21 protein-coding genes and 2 rRNA genes are annotated in these 24,707 nt (G+C 61.7%); 21 read left to right on the forward strand and 2 right to left on the reverse strand.

Features of this window, described 5'->3' with window-relative positions:
• Window positions 1–45 precede the first annotated feature (45 nt).
• The 15 genes from O148_RS15790 to O148_RS0108815 all read left to right on the forward strand — a co-directional run bounded on the left by O148_RS15790 (window position 46) and on the right by O148_RS0108815 (window position 15,007).
• Complete coding sequence (locus O148_RS15790; protein ID WP_051620036.1) at window positions 46–1,248, forward strand: sigma-54-dependent transcriptional regulator family protein; 1,203 nt, start codon at window positions 46–48, stop codon at window positions 1,246–1,248.
• 106 nt (window positions 1,249–1,354) lie between these two features.
• Window positions 1,355–2,878 carry an acetaldehyde dehydrogenase ExaC gene (exaC, locus tag O148_RS0108750; protein WP_026530606.1) on the forward strand — a complete coding sequence of 508 codons (1,524 nt, stop codon included), beginning with the start codon at window positions 1,355–1,357 and terminating at the stop codon, window positions 2,876–2,878.
• A gap of 12 nt (window positions 2,879–2,890) precedes the next feature.
• On the forward strand, window positions 2,891–3,274 hold the full coding sequence (locus O148_RS0108755) for a DUF779 domain-containing protein (protein WP_026530607.1): 384 nt from the start codon (window positions 2,891–2,893) through the stop codon (window positions 3,272–3,274).
• A gap of 31 nt (window positions 3,275–3,305) precedes the next feature.
• Window positions 3,306–4,298 carry an acetylglutamate kinase gene (gene argB, locus O148_RS0108760; RefSeq protein WP_084157226.1) on the forward strand — a complete coding sequence of 331 codons (993 nt, stop codon included), beginning with the start codon at window positions 3,306–3,308 and terminating at the stop codon, window positions 4,296–4,298.
• Entirely contained in the window at window positions 4,291–5,616 is a 1,326-nt protein-coding gene (locus O148_RS15795; RefSeq protein WP_075204334.1) for an acetylornithine transaminase, read from the forward strand. Before argB ends, O148_RS15795 begins: the two co-directional genes overlap by 8 nt.
• Entirely contained in the window at window positions 5,613–6,617 is a 1,005-nt protein-coding gene (gene argF, locus O148_RS0108770; protein WP_051620037.1) for an ornithine carbamoyltransferase, read from the forward strand. The genes O148_RS15795 and argF overlap by 4 nt, the downstream gene beginning before the upstream one ends.
• Window positions 6,614–7,144: an arginine repressor gene (locus O148_RS0108775; RefSeq protein WP_026530610.1), complete on the forward strand. Its 531-nt coding sequence runs from the start codon at window positions 6,614–6,616 to the stop codon at window positions 7,142–7,144. The genes argF and O148_RS0108775 overlap by 4 nt, the downstream gene beginning before the upstream one ends.
• A gap of 11 nt (window positions 7,145–7,155) precedes the next feature.
• A complete protein-coding gene (locus O148_RS0108780; RefSeq protein ID WP_026530611.1) occupies window positions 7,156–8,361 on the forward strand; it encodes an argininosuccinate synthase in 1,206 nt (401 codons plus the stop codon).
• Between the two features lie 99 nt (window positions 8,362–8,460).
• Window positions 8,461–9,930, forward strand: a complete 1,470-nt coding sequence (argH, locus tag O148_RS15800; protein ID WP_051620038.1) for an argininosuccinate lyase — start codon at window positions 8,461–8,463, stop codon at window positions 9,928–9,930.
• Between the two features lie 96 nt (window positions 9,931–10,026).
• Window positions 10,027–11,784 carry a serine hydrolase gene (locus O148_RS0108790; protein ID WP_026530612.1) on the forward strand — a complete coding sequence of 586 codons (1,758 nt, stop codon included), beginning with the start codon at window positions 10,027–10,029 and terminating at the stop codon, window positions 11,782–11,784.
• Between the two features lie 93 nt (window positions 11,785–11,877).
• Window positions 11,878–12,819, forward strand: a complete 942-nt coding sequence (locus tag O148_RS0108795) for a TIGR01777 family oxidoreductase (RefSeq protein ID WP_026530613.1) — start codon at window positions 11,878–11,880, stop codon at window positions 12,817–12,819.
• A 9-nt stretch (window positions 12,820–12,828) separates the two neighbouring features.
• Window positions 12,829–13,392, forward strand: a complete 564-nt coding sequence (locus O148_RS0108800) for a pyridoxine/pyridoxamine 5'-phosphate oxidase (RefSeq protein ID WP_026530614.1) — start codon at window positions 12,829–12,831, stop codon at window positions 13,390–13,392.
• A gap of 7 nt (window positions 13,393–13,399) precedes the next feature.
• On the forward strand, window positions 13,400–13,999 hold the full coding sequence (locus tag O148_RS15805; protein ID WP_051620040.1) for a DNA-3-methyladenine glycosylase: 600 nt from the start codon (window positions 13,400–13,402) through the stop codon (window positions 13,997–13,999).
• Window positions 13,996–14,364 (forward strand): DUF488 domain-containing protein, encoded by a 369-nt coding sequence (locus O148_RS0108810; RefSeq protein WP_026530615.1) that lies wholly within the window; start codon window positions 13,996–13,998, stop codon window positions 14,362–14,364. The genes O148_RS15805 and O148_RS0108810 overlap by 4 nt, the downstream gene beginning before the upstream one ends.
• Window positions 14,354–15,007 (forward strand): P-loop NTPase family protein, encoded by a 654-nt coding sequence (locus O148_RS0108815; protein ID WP_240470835.1) that lies wholly within the window; start codon window positions 14,354–14,356, stop codon window positions 15,005–15,007. The genes O148_RS0108810 and O148_RS0108815 overlap by 11 nt, the downstream gene beginning before the upstream one ends.
• On the opposite strand, the gene O148_RS0108820 is transcribed toward O148_RS0108815, so the two are convergent.
• Both O148_RS0108820 and O148_RS0108825 read right to left on the reverse strand, forming a co-directional pair.
• Window positions 14,958–15,470 carry a methylated-DNA--[protein]-cysteine S-methyltransferase gene (locus tag O148_RS0108820; protein ID WP_026530617.1) on the reverse strand — a complete coding sequence of 171 codons (513 nt, stop codon included), beginning with the start codon at window positions 15,468–15,470 and terminating at the stop codon, window positions 14,958–14,960. The genes O148_RS0108815 and O148_RS0108820 overlap by 50 nt on opposite strands.
• Window positions 15,467–17,062, reverse strand: coding sequence for a DNA-3-methyladenine glycosylase 2 family protein (locus tag O148_RS0108825; RefSeq protein WP_026530618.1), 1,596 nt, complete (start codon window positions 17,060–17,062; stop codon window positions 15,467–15,469). Before O148_RS0108825 ends, O148_RS0108820 begins: the two co-directional genes overlap by 4 nt.
• Before the next feature lie 123 nt (window positions 17,063–17,185).
• Here O148_RS0108825 and O148_RS0108830 point away from each other — a divergent pair, with 123 nt between their 5' ends.
• The 6 genes from O148_RS0108830 to O148_RS0108855 form a co-directional block, all read left to right on the forward strand.
• On the forward strand, window positions 17,186–17,857 hold the full coding sequence (locus O148_RS0108830) for an SDR family oxidoreductase (protein ID WP_026530619.1): 672 nt from the start codon (window positions 17,186–17,188) through the stop codon (window positions 17,855–17,857).
• Window positions 17,858–18,301 (forward strand): DUF308 domain-containing protein, encoded by a 444-nt coding sequence (locus O148_RS0108835; protein ID WP_026530620.1) that lies wholly within the window; start codon window positions 17,858–17,860, stop codon window positions 18,299–18,301. It abuts the gene before it with no gap.
• Window positions 18,302–18,365: 64 nt separating this feature from the next.
• A complete protein-coding gene (locus O148_RS0108840) occupies window positions 18,366–20,639 on the forward strand; it encodes a HelD family protein (protein WP_240470836.1) in 2,274 nt (757 codons plus the stop codon).
• A gap of 2 nt (window positions 20,640–20,641) precedes the next feature.
• Entirely contained in the window at window positions 20,642–21,976 is a 1,335-nt protein-coding gene (tyrS, locus tag O148_RS0108845) for a tyrosine--tRNA ligase (protein ID WP_240470837.1), read from the forward strand.
• A gap of 563 nt (window positions 21,977–22,539) precedes the next feature.
• Window positions 22,540–24,068, forward strand: a 16S ribosomal RNA gene (locus tag O148_RS0108850).
• Between the two features lie 458 nt (window positions 24,069–24,526).
• A 23S ribosomal RNA gene (locus O148_RS0108855) occupies window positions 24,527–24,707 on the forward strand; the annotation flags it as partial.

Here is a 24,707-nt window from a genome sequence, read left to right on the forward strand (position 1 = left end):
GGATTGGTAACCTAGATCACATCCAATCCCTTCCGGCGGTGAGCAATGGCGCAAAGCCCCTATTTGGCCGACCTCGAACGCATCGGGCAACCGCGTGCGCTCGTCGATCAGTCCTGGTTGCGCTCGCGAACCTACCTGGGCACCCCGGAGCGGGCGCGTGCCACGATTGACCTCGACGACCAGGCGCTGGCCGCCTATCGCTCGGCGCACCCGCTAGCCACCGCGCTTCCGGTCGTGAAAAAACTCCTCCTCGACGGCATCGAGGACGCCGGATTGCTCGTCGCCATGGGCGACGCCGCGGGCCGCATCCTCTGGCTCGAGGGCGACCGCACGCTACGCGCCCGCGCCGAAAACATGAACTTCCTGGAAGGCGCCGACTGGTCAGAGCGCGCCGTCGGCACGAGCGCACCCGGAACGGCCCTCGCGCTCGACCACGGCATCCAAATCCACGCCGCCGAACACTTCAACCCGCAAGTTCAGGCCTGGAGCTGCACCGCCGCCCCGATCCACGATCCGCAAACCGGCGCCATGCTGGGATTCCTCGACATCACCGGCGGTGCCACGGCGGTCGCCCCGCATGCACTCGGCCGCCTCGGCGCCACCGTGGAAGCGATCGAGGCGCACCTCTTGCTGCATCGGCTCAGCCACCCGCAGTCCGCAGGAGTTCGGCTCGCCGTGCTCGGGCAGGACACCGCGACACTCACCGCAGCCCACGGCAACCTTACGTTGTCGGCCAGGCACAGCGACATTGCCTTCCTCCTCAGCCACCACGCGAGCGGGCAGAGCGCCGAAGAGCTCGCCGAAGCGGTGTACGGGCCGGGCGCAAGCCCGCTCACCATCCGCGCCGAGGTCACCCGGTTGCGCGCCATCCTTACCGCGTACGACGGCGATACTCGCCTTGAATCTCGACCGTATCGACTCCTTTCCCCCTGGGACACGGACGTTCATGAACTTCTCACCGCGATCGATCGCGGTGAGTACGAGCGTGTTCTCGACCTCTACCGCGGCCCGCTACTTCCCGGATCCCGGGCTCCAGGAGTTGAAGCGCTGCGGCAAGAGATCGAAAATACGGTTCGTGAAGCCATGCTAGATGCCGGCTCCGACATTCTCGCGAGCTTTGCGCTCACGCACGGCTCGAGCCACGATTTACCCCTGTACCGCGCGGCTCTTGGCGCGCTCGATTCCCGATCCCCGCGCCGAGCCGCGCTCGTGGTGCGCGCCGAACAAGCCGAAGCCGAGCTCGAATAGCCGGGAACACGCCGTCGTACTTCACAGCCGGGCGCGTGCAATAAGTTGCAACCTTTGGGCTCCTAGGCTGGCCTTGTCAGCGAGGGTCATATTCAAAGGAGATGTGATGACCGTTTATGCAGCGCCGGAACAGAGCACGGCACCGTTCAACTTCAAGGATCGCTACGACAATTTCATTGGCGGCCAGTGGGTGCCGCCGAGTTCCGGCGAGTACTTCGAGGATATTAGCCCGGTCAACGGGAAGGTTTTCACGACGATCGCCCGCGGAAATGCCGAGGACGTCGACAAGGCGGTGGACGCGGCATGGGGTGCCTTCGCGTCCTGGTCTAAGACGTCGCCGACCGAGCGCGCCAATATCCTGCTAAAAATTGCCGACCGCATCGAAGCGAATATCGATGACCTGGCGGTCGCCGAGGTGTGGGACAACGGCAAACCCATTCGAGAGGCGCTTGCCGCAGACTTGCCACTTGCGGCAGACCACTTCCGGTATTTCGCCTCGGCGATCCGGGCGCAAGAGGGCGGCATCTCGCAACTGGACGAGGAGACTGTTGCCTACCATTTCCACGAACCGCTGGGCGTGGTGGCCCAGATCATTCCGTGGAACTTCCCGCTGCTGATGGCCACCTGGAAGCTCGCCCCGGCGCTCGCGGCCGGAAACTGCGTGGTGTTGAAACCCGCCGAGCAGACACCGGCCTCGATCCACGTGCTGATGGAACTTATCGCGGATCTGATTCCGCCGGGCGTGGTGAACATTGTCAACGGCTTCGGCATTGAAGCGGGCGCGCCGCTGGCGTCGCATCCGCGGATCCGCAAAGTCGCATTCACCGGTGAAACCACCACGGGACGGCTCGTCATGCAATATGCGAGCGAGAACCTGATCCCGGTCACCCTGGAACTTGGCGGCAAGAGTCCCAACATTTTCTTTGCCGACGTGGCCCTGGCCCAAGATGACTACTACTCCAAAGCACTGGAAGGTTTCGCGCTCTTCGCGCTCAACCAGGGCGAGGTGTGCACGTGTCCGAGCCGGGCGCTGGTGCAAGAGTCGATCTTTGACCAGTTTGTGGGGGATGCGCTGGAGCGGGTCAAGGCCATGAAGCAGGGCAACCCGTTGGATACCGACACCCAGGTTGGCGCGCAGGCCTCCAACGACCAACTCGAAAAGATTCTCTCCTATATCGACATTGGCCGCCAAGAAGGCGCCGAGGTGCTCATTGGCGGTGGCCGCGCCGAACTCGACGGCGACCTTGCCGAGGGGTATTACGTGCAACCCACCGTATTCCGCGGCAACAATTCGATGCGGCTGTTCCAGGAGGAAATCTTCGGGCCGGTGCTCTCGCTGACCAGCTTCCGGGACTATGATGACGCGATCTCCATCGCCAATGACACGCTGTACGGTCTCGGCGCAGGGGTGTGGACGCGCGATAACAACACGCTCTACCATGCGGGCCGCGCCATTGAAGCGGGACGGGTGTGGTGCAACACGTATCACGCCTACCCGGCGCACGCTGCCTTTGGCGGATACAAACAGTCCGGTATCGGCCGCGAAAACCACAAGATGATGCTGGACCATTATCAGCAGACCAAGAACATGCTGGTGAGCTACTCGGACCAAGAGCTGGGGTTCTTCTAGGCCGTGGCCTCGATGGTGCATCGGGTGGATGTCAGTCCCGCAGCGGCCGAGCTGCTGCGGGACCTGGCCGCCACGCACGGCCCGCTCATGTTTCACCAATCCGGCGGCTGCTGCGACGGAAGCTCGCCCATGTGCTATCCGGTGGGGATGTTCCGGGTGGGCGCCTCGGACGTGTTGCTGGGATCGCTCGAGGTGCCCGGGCTGGGGGACGAGGTTCCGGTCTACATGTCTGCCTCGCAGTTCGAATACTGGAAGCACACGCATTTGACCATTGACGTGGTGGATGGCCGCGGGAGCGGATTCAGCGTCGAGGCGCCGCTGGGGAAACGGTTCTTGATTCGCTCGCGATTATTCACCGACGAGGAAAGCGCGGCGCTGGCCCGCAAGCCCGTTTGAATAAATATGCGTGCGGATGTATATTCTCTGTATGTCCACAAGTCAGACCGGGGCGAACCCCGCCAGCGCCACCAGCGGCACCGCCGAGCCGCGCAATCTCGCCGCCGAAACCCTGAAGCGCGCGCACCTGCAGGCCGAAACCCTCGTTGAAGCGCTTCCGTGGATTCAACAGTTTGCCGGCTCGACCATGGTCATCAAATACGGCGGCAACGCCATGATCAATGATGACTTGCGCCGCGCCTTCGCCGAAGACGTCGTGTTTTTGCACCATGTGGGCATCAAGCCGGTCGTGGTGCACGGCGGCGGCCCGCAAATCAACGCGATGCTCACCAAGCTCGGCATTGAAAGCGAGTTCCGCGGGGGCCTGCGCGTCACCACACAGGAAACCATGGATGTGGTTCGCATGGTGCTGACGGGCCAAGTGTCCCGGGAATTGGTGGGACTCATCAACGCGCACGGCGCCTACGCGGTGGGACTCTCCGGCGAAGACGGCGGCCTGCTTCAAGCCACCCGCACGCACGCCACGGTGGACGGCGTAAGGATTGACGTCGGCCAGGTTGGGGAAGTGACGGGCGTGAACCCGGGAGCGATCCTCGACCTCTTGGACGCCGGCCGCATCCCCGTGATTTCCACCGTCGCCCCGGAAATCGGCGTCCCGGAATCGGTGCTGAACGTCAACGCGGACACCGCTGCGGCCGCCGTCGCCATCGCCCTCGGCGCCGAACGCCTGCTGATGCTCACCGACGTCGAGGGCCTCTACGCCGCGTGGCCGGACAAAAACTCGCTTATTTCCAGCATCGGCGCGGATGAACTGCGCACCATGATCCCCGGCCTAGTTTCCGGGATGATCCCCAAAATGTCGGCGTGCCTGGAGGCCGTGGACAACGGCGTTCCGCGCGCCGCGATTGTGGACGGGCGCCTTCCGCACTCCGTCCTCCTGGAAACCTTCACCAACGCCGGCATCGGCACCCAAGTGGTCCCGGCCGGCACCGACACTCACCGCACCGGAGGCACCCATGAGTGAAATCGTCAGCCTCGGCCTCACCGCCGACCTCGACCCCGCCAACCCGGGCGCTACCCCCGGCGGCAACCAAGAACTCCTCGCCCGCTACCAGGGCGCACTCACCAACGTCTTCGGCACCCCGCAACGTGTTCTGGTGCGCGGCTACGGCTCCCGCGTCTGGGACGCGGACGGCAAGGAATACCTCGACCTGCTCGCCGGAATCGCGGTGAACGCGCTCGGCCACGCGCACCCCGCGCTCTCCTCCATCATCACGAGCCAGCTCGCCACCTTAGGGCACATCTCCAACCTTTTCACGAGCCCGGGACAAATTGCGCTCGCCGAAAAGCTCCTGACTCTCGCCAACGCGCCGGAGGGCTCCACGGTGTTCTTCACCAACTCCGGCACCGAAGCGAATGAGGCGGCGCTCAAACTCGCGCGCGCCTTCGGCAACGCACAGGATCCAAAGCGCACCAAGATCGTCGCGCTCACCGGCGGCTTCCACGGCCGCACGCTCGGCGCACTCTCGGTCACCGCGAAAGAGGCCTTCCGCGCCCCCTTTGAACCGCTTCCGGGCCCCGTGGTGCACATCGACCCGAATGATGCTGCGGCCCTGGAACGCGAGGTGGATGAGCGCTGCGCGGCGCTCATCCTCGAGCCCATCCAGGGTGAGGCTGGGGTAGTGAAGCTCGACGGCGCGTTCTTGCGTTCGGCACGGAGCGTCACCCGGGACCGGGGTGCTTTGTTGATCGTGGACGAGGTGCAAACCGGTGCGGGCAGGACCGGCAATTGGTTGGCTTACCCGGAGCGGTTTATGGACGGCGCCGAACCGCCCGCGGTGTTCGCGCCGGAGGATCTCCCCGATGTCATCACCCTGGCGAAAGGCTTGGGCGGCGGATTCCCGATTGGCGCGATGATCTGTATTGGGCAATCAGTCTCCCAGATTCTGGCCCCGGGCAGCCACGGCACCACGTTTGGCGGGAACCCGGTCGCGGCCGCGGCCGCCCTCGGCACGCTCACCATCATTGAACGCGAAGGTCTGCTTGAACACGCGCGGGACTTGGGCGCTCACATTGCTCGCTCGATCGAAGAGCTCAAGGGGGTGGCCGAGGTTCGTGCCTTTGGCCTGTTGATCGGTATCACCCTGGAAAAACCCGTTGCGAAGGAACTGGCCGCCGCGGCGCTGGAAGAGGGGTTCATTATCAATGCCGCGCGCGAGGACACCATCCGGGTGGCGCCCCCGCTCAACCTCTCCTCGCGCGACGCCCAAACCTTTATCGACGCCTTTGATTCCCTGCTGGCCGAGGTCAGCACCACCGCCAGCCAAGGAGAAAACGCATGAGTGAATTTCCCGTCCCCGAAGAACACGATACCGACGGTTTCCCTGCCGTGCGTCACTTCCTTGTCGACACGGACCTCACCCCGGACGAGCAACGCGAAGTCCTGGATCTGGCCGATGAACTCAAGATCGACCCCTACAAGTCACAGGCCCTCGCCGGAAAAGGGCGCGGTCGCAAGACCGTTGCGGTCATCTTTGACAAGACCTCGACCCGCACCCGGGTGTCTTTTGCGACCGGCATCGCCGATCTTGGCGGCAACCCGCTCATTATTGGGGCAGGGGAGTCGCAACTGGGGCACAAGGAGTCGATTGCAGACACCGCGAAGGTCCTGGAGCGCCAGGTTGCGGCGATCGTATGGCGCACCTTTGCCCAGGCAGGTTTGGAAGAGATGGCGGCCAATTCCTCGGTACCGGTGATCAATGCGCTCTCGGATGACTACCACCCCTGCCAGATCCTTGCGGACCTGCAGACCATCCGCGAATACAAGGGCGATACTCAAGGCTTGACACTCGCGTACTTTGGCGACGGCGCCAACAATATGGCGAACTCCTACTTGCTCGGCGGAGTCACCGCGGGAATGCACGTGCGCATCTGTGCCCCCGAAGGTCACCAACCGGACGAATCGGTGATTCGGGACGCCGAAGAGCGCGCCGACGAGACCGGCGGCAGCGTCCTGGTCACCAATGACGTGAAACTCGCGGCGACCGGCGCCGATGTCATTGCCACCGACACGTGGGTCTCCATGGGCCAGGAGGATGAAAAGGCCGAGCGCACCGCGATTTTCCAACCGTTTGCCGTGACCAAGGAGGTGTTGGCACTCGGTGCGGAAGACGCCGTCGTGCTTCATTGCCTGCCCGCCTACCGTGGCTTTGAGATCGAGGCGGACGTCATTGACGGTGAGCAATCGGCGGTGTGGGACGAGGCCGAGAACCGGTTGCACGCGCAGAAGGCGCTCCTCGTGTGGCTTCTCGCCGAGACCAAGCGCATGCAGGAGGGGGCGTGAGTTCGGAAGCGATTACCGCCACCAGCAAGACCGCCCGGCAGCAGCTCATCCGCGCCATTTTGACGACCGGTCAGGTGCGTTCGCAGGCCGAGCTTGCCGAACAGCTGGCCGAAAAGGGAGTGCAGGTCACGCAGGCGACGCTCTCCCGGGACCTTGTCGAGGTCGGCGCGGTGCGGATGCGCGGCGAAAATGGGGTGCTCGTGTACGCGGTTCCGGCCGAGGGTGGCGACCGGTCCCCACAAAACGGAATCAATCAAGAATTGCTGGACGCCCGGCTGATCCGCCTCTGCGGCGAGGTGTTGGTGTCCGCCGAGGCGAGCGCGAACCTGGTGGTGTTGCGCACGCCGCCGGGGGCCGCAAATTATTTGGCGCTCGCCATTGACCATTCCCGGCTACCCGACATTATTGGCACCATCGCCGGGGACGACACCATTATGGTGATCACCCGCGATGCGGACGGCGGCGCAAAAGTGGCCGCGCGGTTTATCGCGTGGGCCTCCGATAATCATTCAACAACAGAGAATTAAGGACAAAACTCATGGCAGAAAGAATTGTGCTTGCATATTCGGGCGGGCTGGACACCTCGGTCGCGATCGGGTGGATCGGCGAGGCTACCGGTGCCGAGGTTGTGGCGGTGGCCGTGGACGTGGGGCAGGGCGGCGAGTCGCTGGAAACGGTGCGTCAGCGCGCCCTGGACTGCGGTGCCGTCGAGGCGTATGTGGCGGATGCGCGTGACGAGTTCGCTAGCGAATACTGCATGCCGGCGCTTAAGGCGAATGCACTATACATGGACGCCTACCCGCTAGTGTCCGCGGTATCACGCCCGGTGATCGTCAAACACTTGGTCAAAGCGGCCCGCGAGTTCGGTGCCACCACCGTGGCGCACGGGTGCACCGGGAAGGGCAACGACCAAGTGCGCTTTGAAGTCGGCATCCAGACGCTCGGACCGGACTTGAAGTGCATTGCCCCGGTGCGTGACCTAGCGCTCACCCGGGACAAGGCGATCGACTACGCAGAAGCGAACAACCTGCCCATTGAGACCACCAAAAAGAACCCGTTCTCGATTGACCAAAACGTGTGGGGGCGTGCGGTGGAAACCGGGTTCTTGGAGGACATTTGGAACGGGCCCACCAAAGACGTTTACGATTACACCGACTCTCCAGAAAACTCGCCTGCGCCGGACGTGGTGACCATTACCTTTAAAGAGGGCATCCCGGTGGCGCTCGATGGCCAAGAGGTCACCCCATTGCAGGCCATTCAAGAGCTCAACCGCCGCGCCGGCGCGCAGGGCGTGGGCCGGATCGACATTGTCGAGGACCGGCTGGTGGGCATTAAGAGCCGCGAAATCTATGAGGCACCCGGCGCGATGGCCCTCATCGCCGCGCACAAGGAACTGGAAAACGTGACCGTGGAGCGCGAACTCGCCCGGTTCAAGAAAACCGTGGGCCAGCGCTGGACCGAACTCGTCTACGACGGCCAGTGGTTCTCCCCGCTCAAGCGCTCACTGGACACCTTCATCGACGACACGCAAAAGTGGGTCAACGGCGATATTCGCCTGGAACTGCACGGCGGCCGCGCCACGGTTCAGGGCCGCCGCTCCGACACCGGATTGTACGATTTCAACCTCGCCACCTATGACACCGGCGACAGCTTCGACCAGTCCTCGGCCCGCGGTTTCATCGACATTTTCGGGCTGTCCTCCAAGGTCGCGACCGAACGCGACGAGCGCAACCCGGTCACGTAACCGCACACTCGAAATCGACTGTGCAGATAATGCACACTTGCACGGCGTGTCGCGTGCGTGTTCTGCACAGTCGATTTTTAAGGGAGAGAGTTTTTTACCATGACGCACGACGACGCCCCGCACCACAGCGCCCCACTCACCTCGCCCGGGGGTACTAAAAACACCGGAACCAACGAGGGCTCGCTCTGGGGTGGCCGTTTTAGCGGCGGCCCCGCCGATGCGCTGGCCGCGCTCAGCAAGTCGACGCACTTTGATTGGCGGCTCGCCCTGCATGACATTGCCGGATCCCGCGCGCACGCCCGGGTGCTACACCGTGCCGGGCTTCTCGATGACGCCGAACTCCAAGGCATGCTCGAAGCCCTCGATCAACTTGCCGCCGACGTGGAATCCGGGGCGTTCATCGCCGCCGAAACCGATGAGGACGTGCACGGAGCCCTGGAGCGCGGGCTCATTGAACGCGCCGGCTCCGAGCTCGGCGGGAAACTGCGCGCCGGGCGCTCCCGCAACGACCAGATCGCAACCCTCGGGCGCATGTACCTGCGCGAACACGCACGAATCATCGCCAGCGAGGTGCGCAAGACCATTGACGCGCTCGTCGCCCAAGCCCACGAACACCTGGGTGCCCCCATGCCCGGGCGCACCCACCTCCAACACGCCCAACCGGTCCTGCTTTCCCACCATTTGCTCGCTCACGCTTGGGCGCTCACCCGGGACCTGCAAAGACTGGAGGATTGGGACACGCGCGCCGCGGTCTCACCCTACGGCTCCGGTGCCCTCGCGGGCAGTTCTTTAGGGCTAGACCCGAACGCCGTCGCCGAAGAACTCGGCTTCGACTCGGCAACCTGGAACTCCATCGACGGCACCGCCGCGCGTGATGTGTACGCCGAATTCGCGTGGGTGGCCGCCATGATCGGCGTCGACATTTCGCGGATCAGCGAGGAAATCATTATCTGGGCCACCAAAGAGTTCTCCTTTGTCACCCTCGATGACGCGTTCTCCACCGGCTCCTCGATCATGCCGCAAAAAAAGAACCCCGATGTCGCCGAACTCGCCCGCGGCAAGGCCGGGAGACTCATCGGGGATCTCACCGGCCTGCTCGCCACCCTGAAAGCCCAGCCGCTCGCCTACAACCGCGACCTTCAAGAAGACAAGGAACCGATCTTTGACGCGATTGACACGCTGGAAGTCCTCCTTCCAGCAGTGCACGGCATGATCGCCACCCTCACCTTTAACACCGTGCGGATGGCAGAACTCGCCCCGCAAGGGTTTGCGCTGGCCACCGATATTGCCGAGTGGCTCGTCCGCCAGAAGGTCCCATTCCGCCAAGCCCACGAACTGGCCGGGGAGGCGGTCAAGCTCGCCGAAAGCAAAAACGTCGAACTGTGGGACCTCACCGATGAGGACTACCAGAACATTTCCCCGCACCTCACCCCCGAGGTGCGCACGGTTCTTTCCACCCAAGGTTCCCTCGATTCACGCAACGCACAAGGCGGAACGGCACCACACGCCGTCGAACGTCAAATGGCGGCCCTGAAAGACCAGCTCAACGCGCTCACCTGGCAGGCCTAACCCACATCACAAATCCATTACACGCGTGCGCGCCGGTAACCGATCGCCGAAAACCTTCAATACCCTTGTCGAGGAACGTCAAGGAGTGTGCCATTCATGACCACATTGTTGGAGCCGTTTGCGGGCGAAAAGCCGAAGGAGCCTGCGCGCACCAAGAAGCGCCGCACCAAAATATGGGTGTGGAGCATTGTGGGCGCGCTCGTGCTCATCCTTGGCACCGTGATCACGTTGCAATTGCTCTACCCGAAGGAGCAGGCGCTACCTTTCGCCGAGATTAATGGCGAGAGTGTGGGCTGGCAAAGCTACAGCGAGATCACTCAACGCACACAACAAGCGGCGGACAGCGCCACCATCTCGATCGAGGCGCCCATGGGCAAATCGACCTCGGATTCGCTGGAGAATTTTGGTGCCACCGTAGACCCCGACGCCACCTTTAAAACTCTCAGCGACTACCCGCAAGAGCAACGGTTCATCCCCTTCTCCATCCTATTTCAGCGCCCGCAGGTCACCGCCCTCACCGCGACCTTTGACACGGCACGGCTCACCGAGCGCACTGCCGCCGCCGCAAAGGAGCTGAGCGTCACACCCACCGACGCGAAACTCACGGTCACTGGCACCGACGTCACAGTCAGCGCGGAAAAATCCGGTCAAAAGGTGGACGCATCCGCTCTCGCCCAGCAACTCGAGGACACGCCCATCGCTTTCGGCGGGACCACCGCCGTCGACGCCAACGCAACGGAAGAGCAACCGCAAATCACCGCCCAAGCGCTCTCCCAGGTGCAACAAGAGGCGGCCGCGATCGTCAAGCGCCCCACCGTTATCGAAGGCGCACAAGAGCCCATAAAGGTCGAGCCGAAACAGGTTGCCGACTGGATCAGCGTGGACACGGGCGGCGACAAACCGGCCCTCACCGCGAACCAAGACGCGATCCGCGCCTACGTCGACGGGCTCAACAAGGAGCTGTCCAGCGAGGGCAAAGCGGACGTGGTGACCGTGGTGGACGGCGAGGAAACCAAACGCGAGAAGGGTGAACCCGCCGCGATCCTCGCCACCGACCAACTTGTCCAAGCGATCTCCGACAACGTTCTGAAAGACGCCCCCAAGCTCACCATCGGCGCGCAACTGACCGTCACCGAACTCCCGGCGATCTACAACGAAACCTTCACGCACAGCGAGAAAGGCCTGCAAGCCTACGTTGACACGCTCGGCCGGGACATGAACGTCACCGTCTCGCTACAACAGCTCGAGGGTGAAAAATGGTCCGCGAGTACGCGCGGGAGCGAATCGCGCGTCTCGGCCAGCGATTACAAACTCTTCGTCGCCCTCTACCTCTTTGACCAAATCAACAAGGGCAAAATGTCCTGGGGCGATCAGGTCCCCGGGCAGGGCACCGATGTCGCCGGTTGCTTCGACCGCATGACCGTGGATTCCACTAACCCGTGCGCGGAGGAATGGCTGCGGGAATTTGGCCGCGACAACGTCAACAAATTCATTTGGGACAAGGGCTTTTCCAGGGCCACCAAGTTCTCGACCGACGGCTCGGCCACCGTCACCAGCGCCAACGACCTCACCAAATTCATGGTGGGCATGTACAACGACACCCTGGTCTCCGGCGCCAACAAGGACCGCCTCATCACCAACCTGGGGCGCCACCCGTTCCGCTACGGCATCCCCACCGGCAGCTCCGGCGCCGTCTATGACAAGGTCGGTTTCCTGTGGGATTACGTCAACGACTCCGGAATCGTGGTCCACCCCGGCGGCGACTACGTGATCACCGTCATGACCAAGGGCCAGTCCTACGCGAAGATCGCCGAAATCACCCGCACCGTAGAAGACATCATGTACGGGGGCTAACCTAAGAAAGGTACGACGGCGATGCGCACCACGGGCGCGCACCGGCACCAGAACAATGGGGGACCGAGTAACGACGTCGAAGGTGAGTGTGGCATGAAGGTACTGATATCCGGGGCCAGCGGATTGATTGGTTCTGCTCTGCAACGAGAGCTTCACGACGCCGGTCACCAGGTGGCGACGCTGGTGCGAGGCGAACCTCGAGGGGCGCACTCCTTAGCCGAAGACCACGCGGGGGCATCCCGTTTTGGCTGGGATCCGTCCACGGGCGCAATCGATCCGGCCGCCGTTGAATGGGCGGACGCGATCGTCAATTTGAGCGGCGCACCGATCGCCAAGGTGCCGTGGACACGCGGTTACCAACTGAAAATAGCGGAGTCTCGCGTCAATGCGACACGCACCCTGGCCGAGTCAATCGCCCGGGCGGACTCCCCGCCACGGGTTTTCCTGACCGGTACCGGGATCTCCTACTACGGCGGAGGGGATGAAGTGCAGACGGAGTCCTCGCCGCAAGGAACGGGGTTCCTGGCCGAGGTGGTGCATCGCTGGGAAGCGGCGGCGGAACCGGCTCGGGCCGTGATCCGGGTGGCGTTTGGCCGGACCGGGCTGGTGTTAGCCTCCGGCGGCGTCATGACCCCGCTAGTCCTGCAATCTCGGCTGGGGTTTGGCGGACGGCTCGGCGCTGGGGATACGGTGTGGCCGTGGATTAGCTTGCGCGATGAAGTGGCTGCGATGCGGTTCATTCTGGAAAATGAGGACATTTCCGGCCCGGTCAACCTGGCGGCACCGGTGGAGTCGACCTCGGGGGAACTGACCAAGGCGATTGCCTCGGCGCTCGGGCGGCCGCACTGGTTCCACGTGCCGCGCTGGGTGTGGGAGATGGCGTTTCCGGTGTCCGCCGAGGAGACGATGTTCACCTCGCAGCGCGCGGCTCCCGACGTGCTGCTACAGCACGGCTTTAAGTTTCGAGATACCAATATCGCCCGCGTGGTTGGACAGATTCTTGGGGGAGACGCCACGGGTGCGACGGCGCGTTAGGGTGGAGTCATGAGCACCCTCAAGGACGTCCTTCGACAACTGCCCACGTTTCCGGATGTGCTTCCGCAACTCGATGTGGACACGGTACCCGATGACCCGGGCGTACTATTCCGGCAGTGGCTGGACGAGGCGATTGCCTCCGGCGCGCGCCAACCGAGCGCGATGACGTTCATGACAACACGGGCCGACGGCACTCCGGTGGGACGCACACTCATTGTGAAAGATGTGGACGAGCGCGGGTACCAATTTTCGACGCACCGTTCCTCACGCAAGGGCATCGAAATTTCGGAAAACGCGCGGGCGTCAATGCTGTTCTTCTGGCGCGAGTCCGGGCGGCAAGTGCGCATTACCGGCACCGTGGTGGAGTTGAGTGCCGAGGAATCACAACGCGATTGGGAGGGGCGGCCCAGTTACACCGGCGAGCCGAATCCGGATTGGCAACTCTACGCCTTGGAACCGGACGAGTTCGAATTCCTGCAGGCGAAGCTCGATCGCAACCACACCCGCATGGAGTATGTGCGCCAAGCAGACGGCAGCTGGACGCATGCACTCGTGACGACGCCGGCCGGCTAAGTGCGGCGTGGTGTTCCCCGACTTTCTTGACCTCCCTGCCCAAGAGGTCGCCCCATTGCTTTTGGGCTGCACCCTCCATCGCGAACTCGACGGTCGGGAGGTGGTCGTGCGCATTGTGGAGACGGAAGCGTATGACGAAAGCGACCCGGCAAGCCACGCCTTTGGCGGAGAGCGGCAACGCAACAAGGTGATGTTTGGCCCGAGCGGACGGCTGTACACCTATTTCACGTATGGGATGCATTATTGTGCGAACGTGGTCGCGGAAACCGAGGGCCGCGGCGCCGGGGTGCTCTTGCGTGCGGTGGAGCCGGTGATCGGGGCCGAGGTGCTTGAGTCGCGCCGCGGGATGACCGGAAAGAACATCACGAACGGCCCCGCGAAACTGGCCCAAGCCTTGGGCATCGATATGGCGATGAGCGGGCACGATCTGCGGACGAGTCCACTGCGACTGGAAATGGGTGAATTAGAGGCTGGGGAGAACGTGGTGCAGACGACCCGGATTGGCATTTCCAAGGCTGCCGACTGGCCCCGCCGTTTCTATATCGAAGGCAATCAGTACGTCTCGAAACGCGTCGGGCTGGGCAGGGCGGGTAGGGTGAAAGCATGATTCAGACGAAGCGGATCTATAAGGACCCGGCACCGAGTGACGGGTACCGTGTGCTGGTCGATCGGTTGTGGCCGCGCGGGGTGTCCAAGGAACGCGCCGATCTCAACGAGTGGCTCAAAGACATCGCTCCGAGCACCGAACTGCGCAAGTGGTATGACCACGATCCGGCTAAATTTGCCGAGTTCACGGAGAAGTACAAAACCGAGCTGGACGCGAATACGGAGATCGTTCAGGGGTTGCTTGCCACAGCCAAGGAGCAGGCTTCGAAGGGTGAGAATCTGACCCTGCTCTATGCGGCAAAGACGCCGGACAACGAGGCGGCAGTCCTCAAGACATACCTCGAAAAGAAGCTCGATGACGCCTAGGCCGGTTCTTTGGCCTCCCGGCGAGAAGCCCTCTGCGGCTCGGCAACCCAATGCTAAAGAGCCCTATGCCAATATTGGACTCGACGGTGTGGGCGCGGCACGTCGAATTCTTGTTGCCGGGCCGTCCGGGTCCGGGAAGACAACTCTCGCGGCACGCCTCGCCGAGATTTTAGACATTCCGCACACGGAAATCGATGCTCTCTTCCACGGGCCCGGATGGGAACCGCGCCCCAGTTTCGAATCCGACGTCGACGCCTTCATGGCGCGCGGCGCATGGACCACCGAGTGGCAGTACTCCCAGGTTCGCGAGCGGCTCCTGGACTCAGCGGACCTGGTGCTGTGGCTGAACTACCCGCGATGGGTTGTCATGCCGCGAGTCATTAAACGCACCATCCGTCGGAGCGTCACAAGACAAGAACTGTGGAACGGCAACGTCGAGCCGCCGCTTCACCGTATCTTCACGGATGACGAGCACATTATTCGCTGGGCGTGGAACGTCATTCCCCGCTATCGCGAGAAACTTGCCGTCGTCAGGGAAACCCAGCCGGACAAGCCGCTCATCGTCTTTACGCGCCCGCGCCAGTTAGCGCGCTTCATCCGGCAGCTTGAATCTCGGCTTCCCGCTTCAACAGGCGCTCCTTAATGGGCAAGCCCCAACGGAATCCACCAAGCGTGCCGTCGGTGCGCACAATCCGGTGGCATGGCACAAATAGCGCGGCCGAGTTATTCGCGCAGGCACTGGCAACTGCCCGAACCGCCTTCGGGTTGCCGCTGCGCTCGGCAAACTCCGTGTAACTGATCGTGTCCCCGGCGCCAACCTGGCGCAAAATATCCCAGGCGTGTTGGCGGAACGGCCCCGATTTCTGCAGCACCGGGATGTCCGCGACCGCGTCCAAATCCCCGGCGTAATAGGCGTCGACTGCATCCCGAATTTCTGCACGCGGTGCGCCTTCGGTCAACACGACCGGGGACAGCGTGTAGTGGATCCCGGATGCGAGTTCCTTCACCGAATCCGTCCAACCCGAGGCGAGAACCTCGCCATCCTCGGTGGCAATGACCGTGAATGGGCCGTCGGGGGTGCCCAAGGTGAAATACTCTGCGTTCATTCCTTTTCTCCATTTCTTGACGAACGAGTGGTGCTGACCATTGGAGCACGAGGTGCTGGCGCTGCGAGGCGCCAGAGGTGAATCTGTGCATAACTTCGCCAAGGAGACGCCTTTTCGAGGAACTGTGTAGGAGTAGCGGAGCTGAACGTCCGCAGTCCGTTTTTCAAGGCAACGTCGGTGTCCATGCAGATGTCGGGATCTCCAGTGAGGCGCATCGCGACGTACTTGACAGTCCACTCGCCAATGCCCGGCAGGGGCAGGAGTTTTTCCCGCAGTGACCGGTAATCATCGGCGACGCTCAGATGCAGCTCGCCCGAGGCGATCTTAGCGGCCGCCCCGACAATCGCTTCGCGGCGACGCAACGGGCCGCGCAGAATGTCGAATCCGTGTTCGGCGATCGCTTGAGCGGTGGGAAACAGCCTATCGATGGTCCCGACGCTTTCGTGAGGGAGAGCGGGCACACGGTCGCCAAGCATCGATAATGCCGCCAGTTGGTTCAGCGCCGCCTTGACCGTAATCTGCTGACCGATCATGGCGCGCATCAGAATCTCGGTTCCATCCGCCGCACCGGGAACGCGGGTTCCGGGGTGTGCGTTCACATGCTCGGCGAGTCCGGGAACCCCTCGCAAGTGTGCGTCCACGGCCGTCGGATCAGCGTCGGCATCGAGGATTCGGCGGACATTTCCCAGGAGTTCGGGCAAGTCGGCGAGATTCTCGATCCATACTTCGAGGGGCATATTCAGCGCGGTGCCGCGCTCCTCGGGTTGCGCAACGCACCAGATTGCCGCGCCATGGCGCAATCGCATCGACCGCGCATATGCCGCATCTGGAATCTCGGGGGAGCTCCATTCGATTCCCGGAATACTTCGCGCGGCGAGGTAGGAAAATATTCCGCGATCGTAAGGGGCGCGGACGGTGAGGCGCAGACCAAGGTGGTGCCACGCCGTCGTACTTAATATGGTGCCGTCCGGGCCAATGGAACTCGCGGGACCAGGCCCCAAACCACCACGACTATGGCGTTCAGTTTGTTGGCGTTCGGCGGCTCGCGCCCGAATCTCGCTCGGACTGAGGTCGAAGATTTCTTGCAGCGTGTCGTTAAATTGGCGCACCGAACTGAACCCCGCGGCAAACGCGACATCGGCGAGCAACATGTCCGTGGACGTGATGAGTGTGCGTGCCGTTTGCGCGCGCTGAGCCCGGGCCAGGGATAACGCTCCAGCGCCGAGTTCGGCTCGCAAGATACGCCCAAGTTGCCGCGACGAGTAGCCGAGCTCGGATGCGAGGCCGTCGACGCCGTATTCGTTCACGAACCCTGTGTTGATCAGGCGCATCGCCCGCGCGGCAATATCGCCGCGCACATCCCACTCGGGTGTTCCCGGCACCGCTTCCGGTAAGCAGCGTTTGCACGCCCGGTAACCGGCTTCGTGGGCGGCGGCGCTGGTGCGGTAGAACGTGACATTGCTCGGTTTCGGCGTGCGGGCCGGGCACGAGGGGCGGCAGTAAATGCCGGTGGTGTGCACCGCGGTCACGAATTGGCCGTCAAAACGTTCGTCGCGAGCGTCGATCGCACGGTATCGCTGCCAAAAGTCCATAGCTCCACTGTGGCACCCCCGAAGCCGCGATGCTAGCGGGAATCGGACATCGCGGTGAGGCGCGGCGAACCGGGAATGCCAGGGGTCATTGATGAACGCGGTGATACGTGCTTGGCTGGACATATGAAAATTGTGATTGCGGGCGGACACGGTCAGATCGCGCTCTTCTTAGGGCGCCAACTCGTCGAGGCGGGGCACGAAGTTGTGGGCATTATCCGCAAGGCGGACCAGGCGCAGGCGCTCGAGGCGATCGGCGTGACCCCGGCGGTGTTAGACCTGGAAAAAGCGAGTGAAGACGAAGTGGGCCGCGTGTTGGCGGACGCGAACGTCGCCGTATTCGCCGCCGGTGCCGGCCCCGGTTCGGGGGAGAAGCGCAAGGACACGGTGGACCACCAGGCATCCGTTTTGCTCGCAAACGCCGCCGAACTTGTCGGCGTGCCGCGGTTTATTCAAATTTCCGCGATGGGCGTGGACGGCGTGCGGGACGGCAAGCGCCCGGACGGCGTCGATGACGTCTTTTACGCGTACCTTGTGGCCAAACTCGCCGCCGAGGATGATTTGCTCCGACGCGACTTCCAGTGGACCATTCTGCGACCGGGCGGCCTCACGAATGACCAAGGCACCGGCGAAATCCGGCTCGGCGTGCCCAATATTGGGCGCGGCACCATCCCGCGTGAAGACGTCGCGAGCACTATCGCGGCCATGATCACCGAGGGGCGGGGCAACCAACAGATCCTGGATGTGCTTTCCGGCGACGTGCCCATCGCCGATGCGGTGGCAGAGCTGAGCAATTAAATGAGCGGCGGCAACCAGCAGGCGGGACGCGAGTCTGGTCGGCAACGCAACCTGCAGCCCGGCCTGCAACGCAACCAGCAGCACGGCCCGCAGCCCGGCCCGCGGCCCGGCCAGCCTATGCCGCGACGTCCGAAGCCAAGCGGTCCACTCGTGACAATGCCGGTCGTCACCTATTTCTTCACAGCCCTCTCCTTCCTTGTCGGGGCGCTTTTCATTGTGCTGGGTCTCTACAACCTCGTGGCGCTCAGGGGCACTTTAGGATGGTGGGCGCTTCTCATCGGCATTCCGATCGCGTTCTTCTCGGTGCGGCATTTTTTGGCCGCCCGAACCCGCGCCGCCCAATTCCAAGCGCAGGTGCGCGCCTGGGAAGACGCAAAATTGCGCGCCCGCGAGCAAACGCGCGCGGATACGGCCGAGGCGCTCAAGGACATGAAAAACCTGTAGTTTCGCGCGCGTTAACCTCAATCGCTGTAGAATGGACGGTCAGCTTTCCTTAACCAGGAGATGAGTGGATTTGCAGACCTCCAGCCCGGCTTCCGCGGCCGATCGCGAACTCGAGAGCGAACGCACCTACGTGGATGGCCTGTACCAGCGCCTCGACGAGTTGCGCGAGGAGAAGCGTGCGCAACTCAAAGAAGTCAATAAACAGAATCTGGGCGGAACCTATCAAAACCGTTCCGAGCGCGATGCCTTTGCGGCGATGTACCAGGATCGGCTAGCCCAGCTCAACGCCGTGGATGACCGGCTCGTCTTTGGGCGCCTGGACCTCGATGACGGCGAGCGTCGCTACATTGGCCGCATTGGCCTCTCCGATGAGGACATGCGCCAACTCATGGTGGATTGGCGCGCACCCGAGGCCGGCACCTTTTATCAGGCCACGGCTTTTGATACGCAAGGCGTACGACGGCGACGCCACCTCATCCTCAAACGTCGCCAAGTCTTGGGCTTAGAGGATGAGGTCCTTGACCTCACCTTTGCGGACGAAGCGGGCGAAACGACGGTCCGTGGTGAAGGCGCGCTGTTGGCGGCCCTTAATGCGAAACGCACCGGCCGCATGGCCGACATTGTGGGCACCATTCAAGCCGAGCAGGACAAGATTATTCGCGCCCCGCTGGCCGGTGTGCATGTTGTTCAAGGCGGGCCCGGCACGGGCAAGACCGCGGTTGCGCTACACCGGGCCGCCTACCTTCTCTATACTCACCGGGACCGCTTAAAGTCCGCTGGCGTGCTTTTGGTGGGACCGTCGTCGTTCTTCATGGAGTACATCGAACGGGTGTTGCCGTCCTTAGGCGAAACCGGTGTGGTGATGGCCAGTGTCGGGCAGCTGTACCCGGGCGTGAACGCCACCGCCGAGGACGCTCCCGAGGTCGCGCGTATTAAAGGTCAAGCGCTCATGGCCGAGGTGATTGCCCGCGCGGTGGCCGATCGCGAGCGGATCCCGGAAGAGCGGCAGGTGCTCAACGTTGCTGGGACTAAGGTGCTCTTGACGCCGACCCAGATCAAGCGCGCGCGGGACAAGGCGCGGGCCACCGGAAAACCGCACAATGAGGCCCGGCTGACGTTTGTCAAGATCCTGATCAAGGAATTGACAGATGAGGTCATTGAAGAACTTGAAGCGTCCTCGGGGGCGGGCAACAGTGCCGAGCGCGCCTATGTCGCCGAGGATGTTCGCACCTCGAAGGATGTGCGGGTGGCGTTGAATCTGGCGTGGATGCCGATCACGCCCGAGAAACTGGTGCGCGATCTCTTCCAGAAACCGCACCGGTTGGCCGCCGCCGCAGCGGGTTTGCTGAGCGAGGCTGAGCAAGCGCTCTTGCAACGGCCCGAGGATGCGCCGTGGACCGAGTCCGATGTGCCGCTTTTGGACGAAGCCGCCGAATTGCTGGGCGATATCAATGCCGGAATGGGCAAGGATCAGTCCGAGGCCGAACGCGAGCGCAAGCATGCTGAGGAAAATGCCGAGGCCGCGATTGAGAATAGCAACCGTTTCTTGGCTGAGCAGGGTCTGGACGGTCTGGTCGATGTGGAGACGCTGGTGGCGTTCAATCAGCAAGCCGAGTCGCAGATATCTGCGGCGGATCGCGCCGCGAGCGACCGCACCTGGGCGTTTGGGCACATTGTGGTGGATGAGGCGCAGGAACTTTCGCCTATGCAGTGGCGGCTGTTGATGCGCCGCGACCCGCTGAAGTCCTTTACCGTTGTGGGCGATATCGCCCAAACGTCCTCGCCGGCCGGCGCCACGTCCTGGGCCGAGGCGCTGGAACCGTTTGTGGGTGAGAGGTTCACGTTGGACGAGTTGACGGTGAATTACCGAACGCCGGAGCAGATTATGGATGCGGCGGTGCGCGTGGCAGAGGCGGCCGGCGTGGATGTGTCGCCCCCGCAGGCGGTGCGCGAGGGACGCTGGCCGGTCATTGTCGATCAGGTCCCAGAGGTGGTGCCCGCGCTGCTGGACGCGATGGATGAGGAAATCGCTGTGCTCAACGGCGGCTTGATCGCGGTGATTGCCGCGCCGGAGCGGGTTGTCGCGCTGCACGCGGCGCTCGCTAAGAAGTACGGTTCCCGGGTTGGGCACGGGGCCGGCGGCTTCGGCCAAGACATTGTGGTGTTGGCGCCGCATGACGCTAAGGGTCTGGAGTTCGACGGCGTTGTGATCGTCGATCCCGAAGAGTTGCGTGATACCGGGGCCGGCAAGGTGGGTTCGCTGTATGTCGCGATGACCAGGCCCACGCAACGTTTGCGCATTATTGCTAGCGGCAAGCTGCCCGCTGGTATTTTGTAAGGGTGTCAGATACAGCAAGCGCAGCCGTGACTGCGAACATTCTCGCGTCCCAATCCAACGATCCGTCTTTCGAGAATCTTTATCAGGAGCTCGTGTGGCGTGGACTCATTCATGTGTCCACCGATGCCGAGTCTTTGGAAAAGGCCATTGCCGACGGGGGACTGACACTCTATTGCGGTTTTGACCCGACGGCGCCGAGCTTGCACTTGGGCCATTTGGTGGCTCTTTTGACCGTGCGGCGCTTGCAATTGGGCGGACACTACCCGCTAGCTTTGGTTGGCGGATCGACCGGTCTGATCGGCGACCCGCGCATGACGAGCGAGCGGGTGCTCAATTCTAAGGAGACGGTGGCGTCTTGGGTGGGGGATTTGCAAGAGCAGATCCGTCCGATTCTGGACTTCAACGGCGATCATGCTGCGCGCATGGTCAACAATCTGGATTGGACTGCGCCGCTTTCGGCTATCGACTTCTTGCGTGAGATTGGTAAGCACTTCCGGGTGGGAACCATGATTAAGAAGGAGATCGTGGCTTCGCGACTGAACTCGGAGGAGGGTATTTCCTATGCGGAGTTCAGTTACCAGATCCTTCAGGGGCTGGATTACCTGGAGCTCTACCGCCAGTACGGCTGCACGCTGCAGTTGGGCGGTTCGGATCAGTGGGGCAATCTGACCAGCGGCACCGAGTTGATTCGCAAGGTTGAGGGGAAGGCGGTGCACGCTCTGGGTACCCCGCTCATTACGGATTCGAGCGGAAAGAAACTCGGCAAGAGCGAGGGCAACGCGATCTGGCTGAACCCGACGATGACCTCGCCGTTTGAGTTCTACCAGTACTGGCTCAACGTTGCGGACGCAGATGTGATCGACCGGCTCAAGGTGTTCACCTTCTTTACCCGGGACGAGATTGCTGACTTTGACGAGGCTGTTGCCCAGCGTCCGCATGCGCGCGAAGCGCAGCGGGCCCTTGCTTTTGCCGTGACCTCGCTGGTGCACGGGGACGCGGCGGCGTTGGGTGTGATCGAAGCGTCTAAGGCGCTCTACGGCAATGGTGACTTGACGGCCTTGGATGAGCCCACGCTGGTGGCGGCCACGGCGCAGCTGGAAAATGTTTCTGCGCCGGCCTCTGGACTTGGGGTGGTGGAGTTGTTTGTGGCGAGCGGGTTGTCCAAGTCCAACTCGGAAGCGCGGCGCACCATTGGGGAGGGCGGAGCCTACGTGAACAACGTGAAGGTCACCGACCCCGATGCGGTGATCGACACCACAGAACTGCTCCACGGGAAATATGCGTTATTACGGCGCGGCAAGCGCAACTTGGCGGCCGTGACGGTGGCGGACGACTAGGGTAACTTCCGCGCCGTTATTGGGAAGTAGTACCGGCCGAGTGCCGTGTGGCCGTGCTTCTCAAAGTTGATAGGGGCCCGCGCAACGTTGGAGTTGCGCGGGCCCCAAACTGTGTGTATAGTAGATGGAGTCGCTTGCGCCGGAGTGAGCAAAATCGAGAGGCTTACAGCCCGAGATTGCTCCCAATGAGCCAAGCAAACCACTCCTACTAGTCAAAGCCAATTTTGGTTGCGATGCTCTACGCCCTCGGGGCGGGAGGAATCCAATTAATTGAGGCCTATATTAGTGTGGGTGAATTCAATTACATATTGTCCAATTATGGCGAAACTTTTTGAAGGAATAGCCGATTTGACAAGGTGAAATTGAATGAAATAAGCTAGAACAGCACTGAACGAAGAGCGAAGAAACTTCGAAGATAGTTGAGTGTGGTTGTTGTTTGATATCTCAATAGTGTGTCATTTGTTTGTTGATACCAATATTTTTGTTTATTGGTTGGCCATGACTGCGGGCTTCCCTGTCGCGTGGTTGTGGTTCAGCTGGGAATCTTATGGTTCTGTATTTTTTTTACGGAGAGTTTGATCCTGGCTCAGGATGAACGCTGGCGGCGTGCTTAACACATGCAAGTCGAACGATGAAGCTGGAACTTGTTCTGGTGGATTAGTGGCGAACGGGTGAGTAACACGTGAGCAACCTGCCCAAGACTTTCGGGATAAGCCTGGGAAACTGGGTCTAATACTGGATATGACCTTTCATCGCATGGTGTTTGGTGGAAAGATTTTTTGGTTTTGGATGGGCTCGCGGCCTATCAGCTTGTTGGTGAGGTAATGGCTTACCAAGGCTTCGACGGGTAACCGGCCTGAGAGGGTGACCGGTCACACTGGGACTGAGACACGGCCCAGACTCCTACGGGAGGCAGCAGTGGGGAATATTGCACAATGGGCGAAAGCCTGATGCAGCGACGCCGCGTGAGGGATGACGGCCTTCGGGTTGTAAACCTCTTTCAGTCAGGAACAAGCCTTCGGGTGAGGGTACTGGCAGAAGAAGCACCGGCTAACTACGTGCCAGCAGCCGCGGTAATACGTAGGGTGCGAGCGTTATCCGGAATTATTGGGCGTAAAGAGCTTGTAGGCGGTTTGTCGCGTCTGCTGTGAAAGCCCGGGGCTTAACTCCGGGTCTGCAGTGGGTACGGGCAGGCTAGAGTGATGTAGGGGTAACTGGAATTCCTGGTGTAGCGGTGGAATGCGCAGATATCAGGAAGAACACCGATGGCGAAGGCAGGTTACTGGGCATTTACTGACGCTGAGAAGCGAAAGCATGGGGAGCGAACAGGATTAGATACCCTGGTAGTCCATGCCGTAAACGTTGGGCACTAGGTGTGGGGAGCATTCCACGTTTTCCGCGCCGTAGCTAACGCATTAAGTGCCCCGCCTGGGGAGTACGGCCGCAAGGCTAAAACTCAAAGGAATTGACGGGGGCCCGCACAAGCGGCGGAGCATGCTGATTAATTCGATGCAACGCGAAGAACCTTACCAAGGCTTGACATGAACCGGACCGCCGCAGAGATGCGGTTTCCCTTCGGGGCTGGTTTACAGGTGGTGCATGGTTGTCGTCAGCTCGTGTCGTGAGATGTTGGGTTAAGTCCCGCAACGAGCGCAACCCTCGTTCTATGTTGCCAGCACGTGATGGTGGGGACTCATAGGAGACTGCCGGGGTCAACTCGGAGGAAGGTGGGGATGACGTCAAATCATCATGCCCCTTATGTCTTGGGCTTCAAGCATGCTACAATGGCCGATACAAAGGGTTGCGATACTGTGAGGTGGAGCTAATCCCAAAAAGTCGGTCTCAGTTCGGATTGGGGTCTGCAACTCGACCCCATGAAGTCGGAGTCGCTAGTAATCGCAGATCAGCAACGCTGCGGTGAATACGTTCCCGGGCCTTGTACACACCGCCCGTCAAGTCACGAAAGTTGGTAACACCCGAAGCCGGTGGCCTAACCCCTTGTGGGAGGGAGCCGTCGAAGGTGGGACTGGCGATTGGGACTAAGTCGTAACAAGGTAGCCGTACCGGAAGGTGCGGCTGGATCACCTCCTTTCTAAGGAGCACATCACAGCCCACGGGTTACACGGGTAATCGTGTGGGGTTGTGCATGGTTATAGGGCCTGCTTCACAACCGTTCGTGTTGTGGTGGGTCGCTCATGGGTGGAATATCAACAAATTTCTTTGTCTCACATGTTTCTGGTGTGTTGGCGTGTAGTACGCATCCTCTTTGCGGGGGTGTTGGAATCGGCTGATGCGTTGGGGGCGAGGTGAAGCGGTGGCACACTGTTGGGTTATGAAACAACAACGAGCCCTTTTGGGGTGTTGTTTCTGGTGTCCCTGGCACTGGTCGCTTATCACTGTTGTGTGGTGGGTGTGGTGTGGGGGTTGTTGTTTGAGAACTATATAGTGGACGCGAGCATCTTAATTTTTTATTTTGCAAAGGTAAGCATGGATCCCTTTTTTTTTGGGGGTTGTGTGTTTCTTTGTGTGTTCTTTGTTGATCATCGTTTGGTGAAAGTTTTTAAGGGCGCACGGTGGATGCCTTGGCACTAGGAGCCGAAGAAGGACGTAGGAATCTGCGATAAGCCTGGGGGAGGTGATAACCGACCTGTGATCCCAGGATGTCCGAATGGGGAAACCCCGCCATGGCGCTTGTCGTACGTGGTGACCCGCACCTGAATGTATAGGGTGT

Origin of the sequence: Haematomicrobium sanguinis DSM 21259, assembly GCF_000688395.1 — a bacterium.
In the GTDB taxonomy this organism is placed as follows: domain Bacteria; phylum Actinomycetota; class Actinomycetes; order Actinomycetales; family Micrococcaceae; genus Haematomicrobium; species Haematomicrobium sanguinis.

What these genes read in the sequence shown, in the direction of transcription:
- O148_RS15790 (WP_051620036.1), top strand. Translation starts at nt 46, where the DNA reads ATGGCGCAAAGCCCCTATTTGGCCGACCTCGAACGCATCGGGCAACCG.
- exaC (WP_026530606.1), top strand. Translation starts at nt 1,355, where the DNA reads ATGACCGTTTATGCAGCGCCGGAACAGAGCACGGCACCGTTCAACTTC.
- O148_RS0108755 (WP_026530607.1), top strand. Translation starts at nt 2,891, where the DNA reads ATGGTGCATCGGGTGGATGTCAGTCCCGCAGCGGCCGAGCTGCTGCGG.
- argB (WP_084157226.1), top strand. Translation starts at nt 3,306, where the DNA reads ATGTCCACAAGTCAGACCGGGGCGAACCCCGCCAGCGCCACCAGCGGC.
- O148_RS15795 (WP_075204334.1), top strand. Translation starts at nt 4,291, where the DNA reads ATGAGTGAAATCGTCAGCCTCGGCCTCACCGCCGACCTCGACCCCGCC.
- argF (WP_051620037.1), top strand. Translation starts at nt 5,613, where the DNA reads ATGAGTGAATTTCCCGTCCCCGAAGAACACGATACCGACGGTTTCCCT.
- O148_RS0108780 (WP_026530611.1), top strand. Translation starts at nt 7,156, where the DNA reads ATGGCAGAAAGAATTGTGCTTGCATATTCGGGCGGGCTGGACACCTCG.
- argH (WP_051620038.1), top strand. Translation starts at nt 8,461, where the DNA reads ATGACGCACGACGACGCCCCGCACCACAGCGCCCCACTCACCTCGCCC.
- O148_RS0108790 (WP_026530612.1), top strand. Translation starts at nt 10,027, where the DNA reads ATGACCACATTGTTGGAGCCGTTTGCGGGCGAAAAGCCGAAGGAGCCT.
- O148_RS0108795 (WP_026530613.1), top strand. Translation starts at nt 11,878, where the DNA reads ATGAAGGTACTGATATCCGGGGCCAGCGGATTGATTGGTTCTGCTCTG.
- O148_RS0108800 (WP_026530614.1), top strand. Translation starts at nt 12,829, where the DNA reads ATGAGCACCCTCAAGGACGTCCTTCGACAACTGCCCACGTTTCCGGAT.
- O148_RS0108810 (WP_026530615.1), top strand. Translation starts at nt 13,996, where the DNA reads ATGATTCAGACGAAGCGGATCTATAAGGACCCGGCACCGAGTGACGGG.
- O148_RS0108815 (WP_240470835.1), top strand. Translation starts at nt 14,354, where the DNA reads ATGACGCCTAGGCCGGTTCTTTGGCCTCCCGGCGAGAAGCCCTCTGCG.
- O148_RS0108820 (WP_026530617.1), bottom strand. Translation starts at nt 15,470, where the DNA reads ATGAACGCAGAGTATTTCACCTTGGGCACCCCCGACGGCCCATTCACG.
- O148_RS0108825 (WP_026530618.1), bottom strand. Translation starts at nt 17,062, where the DNA reads ATGGACTTTTGGCAGCGATACCGTGCGATCGACGCTCGCGACGAACGT.
- O148_RS0108830 (WP_026530619.1), top strand. Translation starts at nt 17,186, where the DNA reads ATGAAAATTGTGATTGCGGGCGGACACGGTCAGATCGCGCTCTTCTTA.
- O148_RS0108835 (WP_026530620.1), top strand. Translation starts at nt 17,858, where the DNA reads ATGAGCGGCGGCAACCAGCAGGCGGGACGCGAGTCTGGTCGGCAACGC.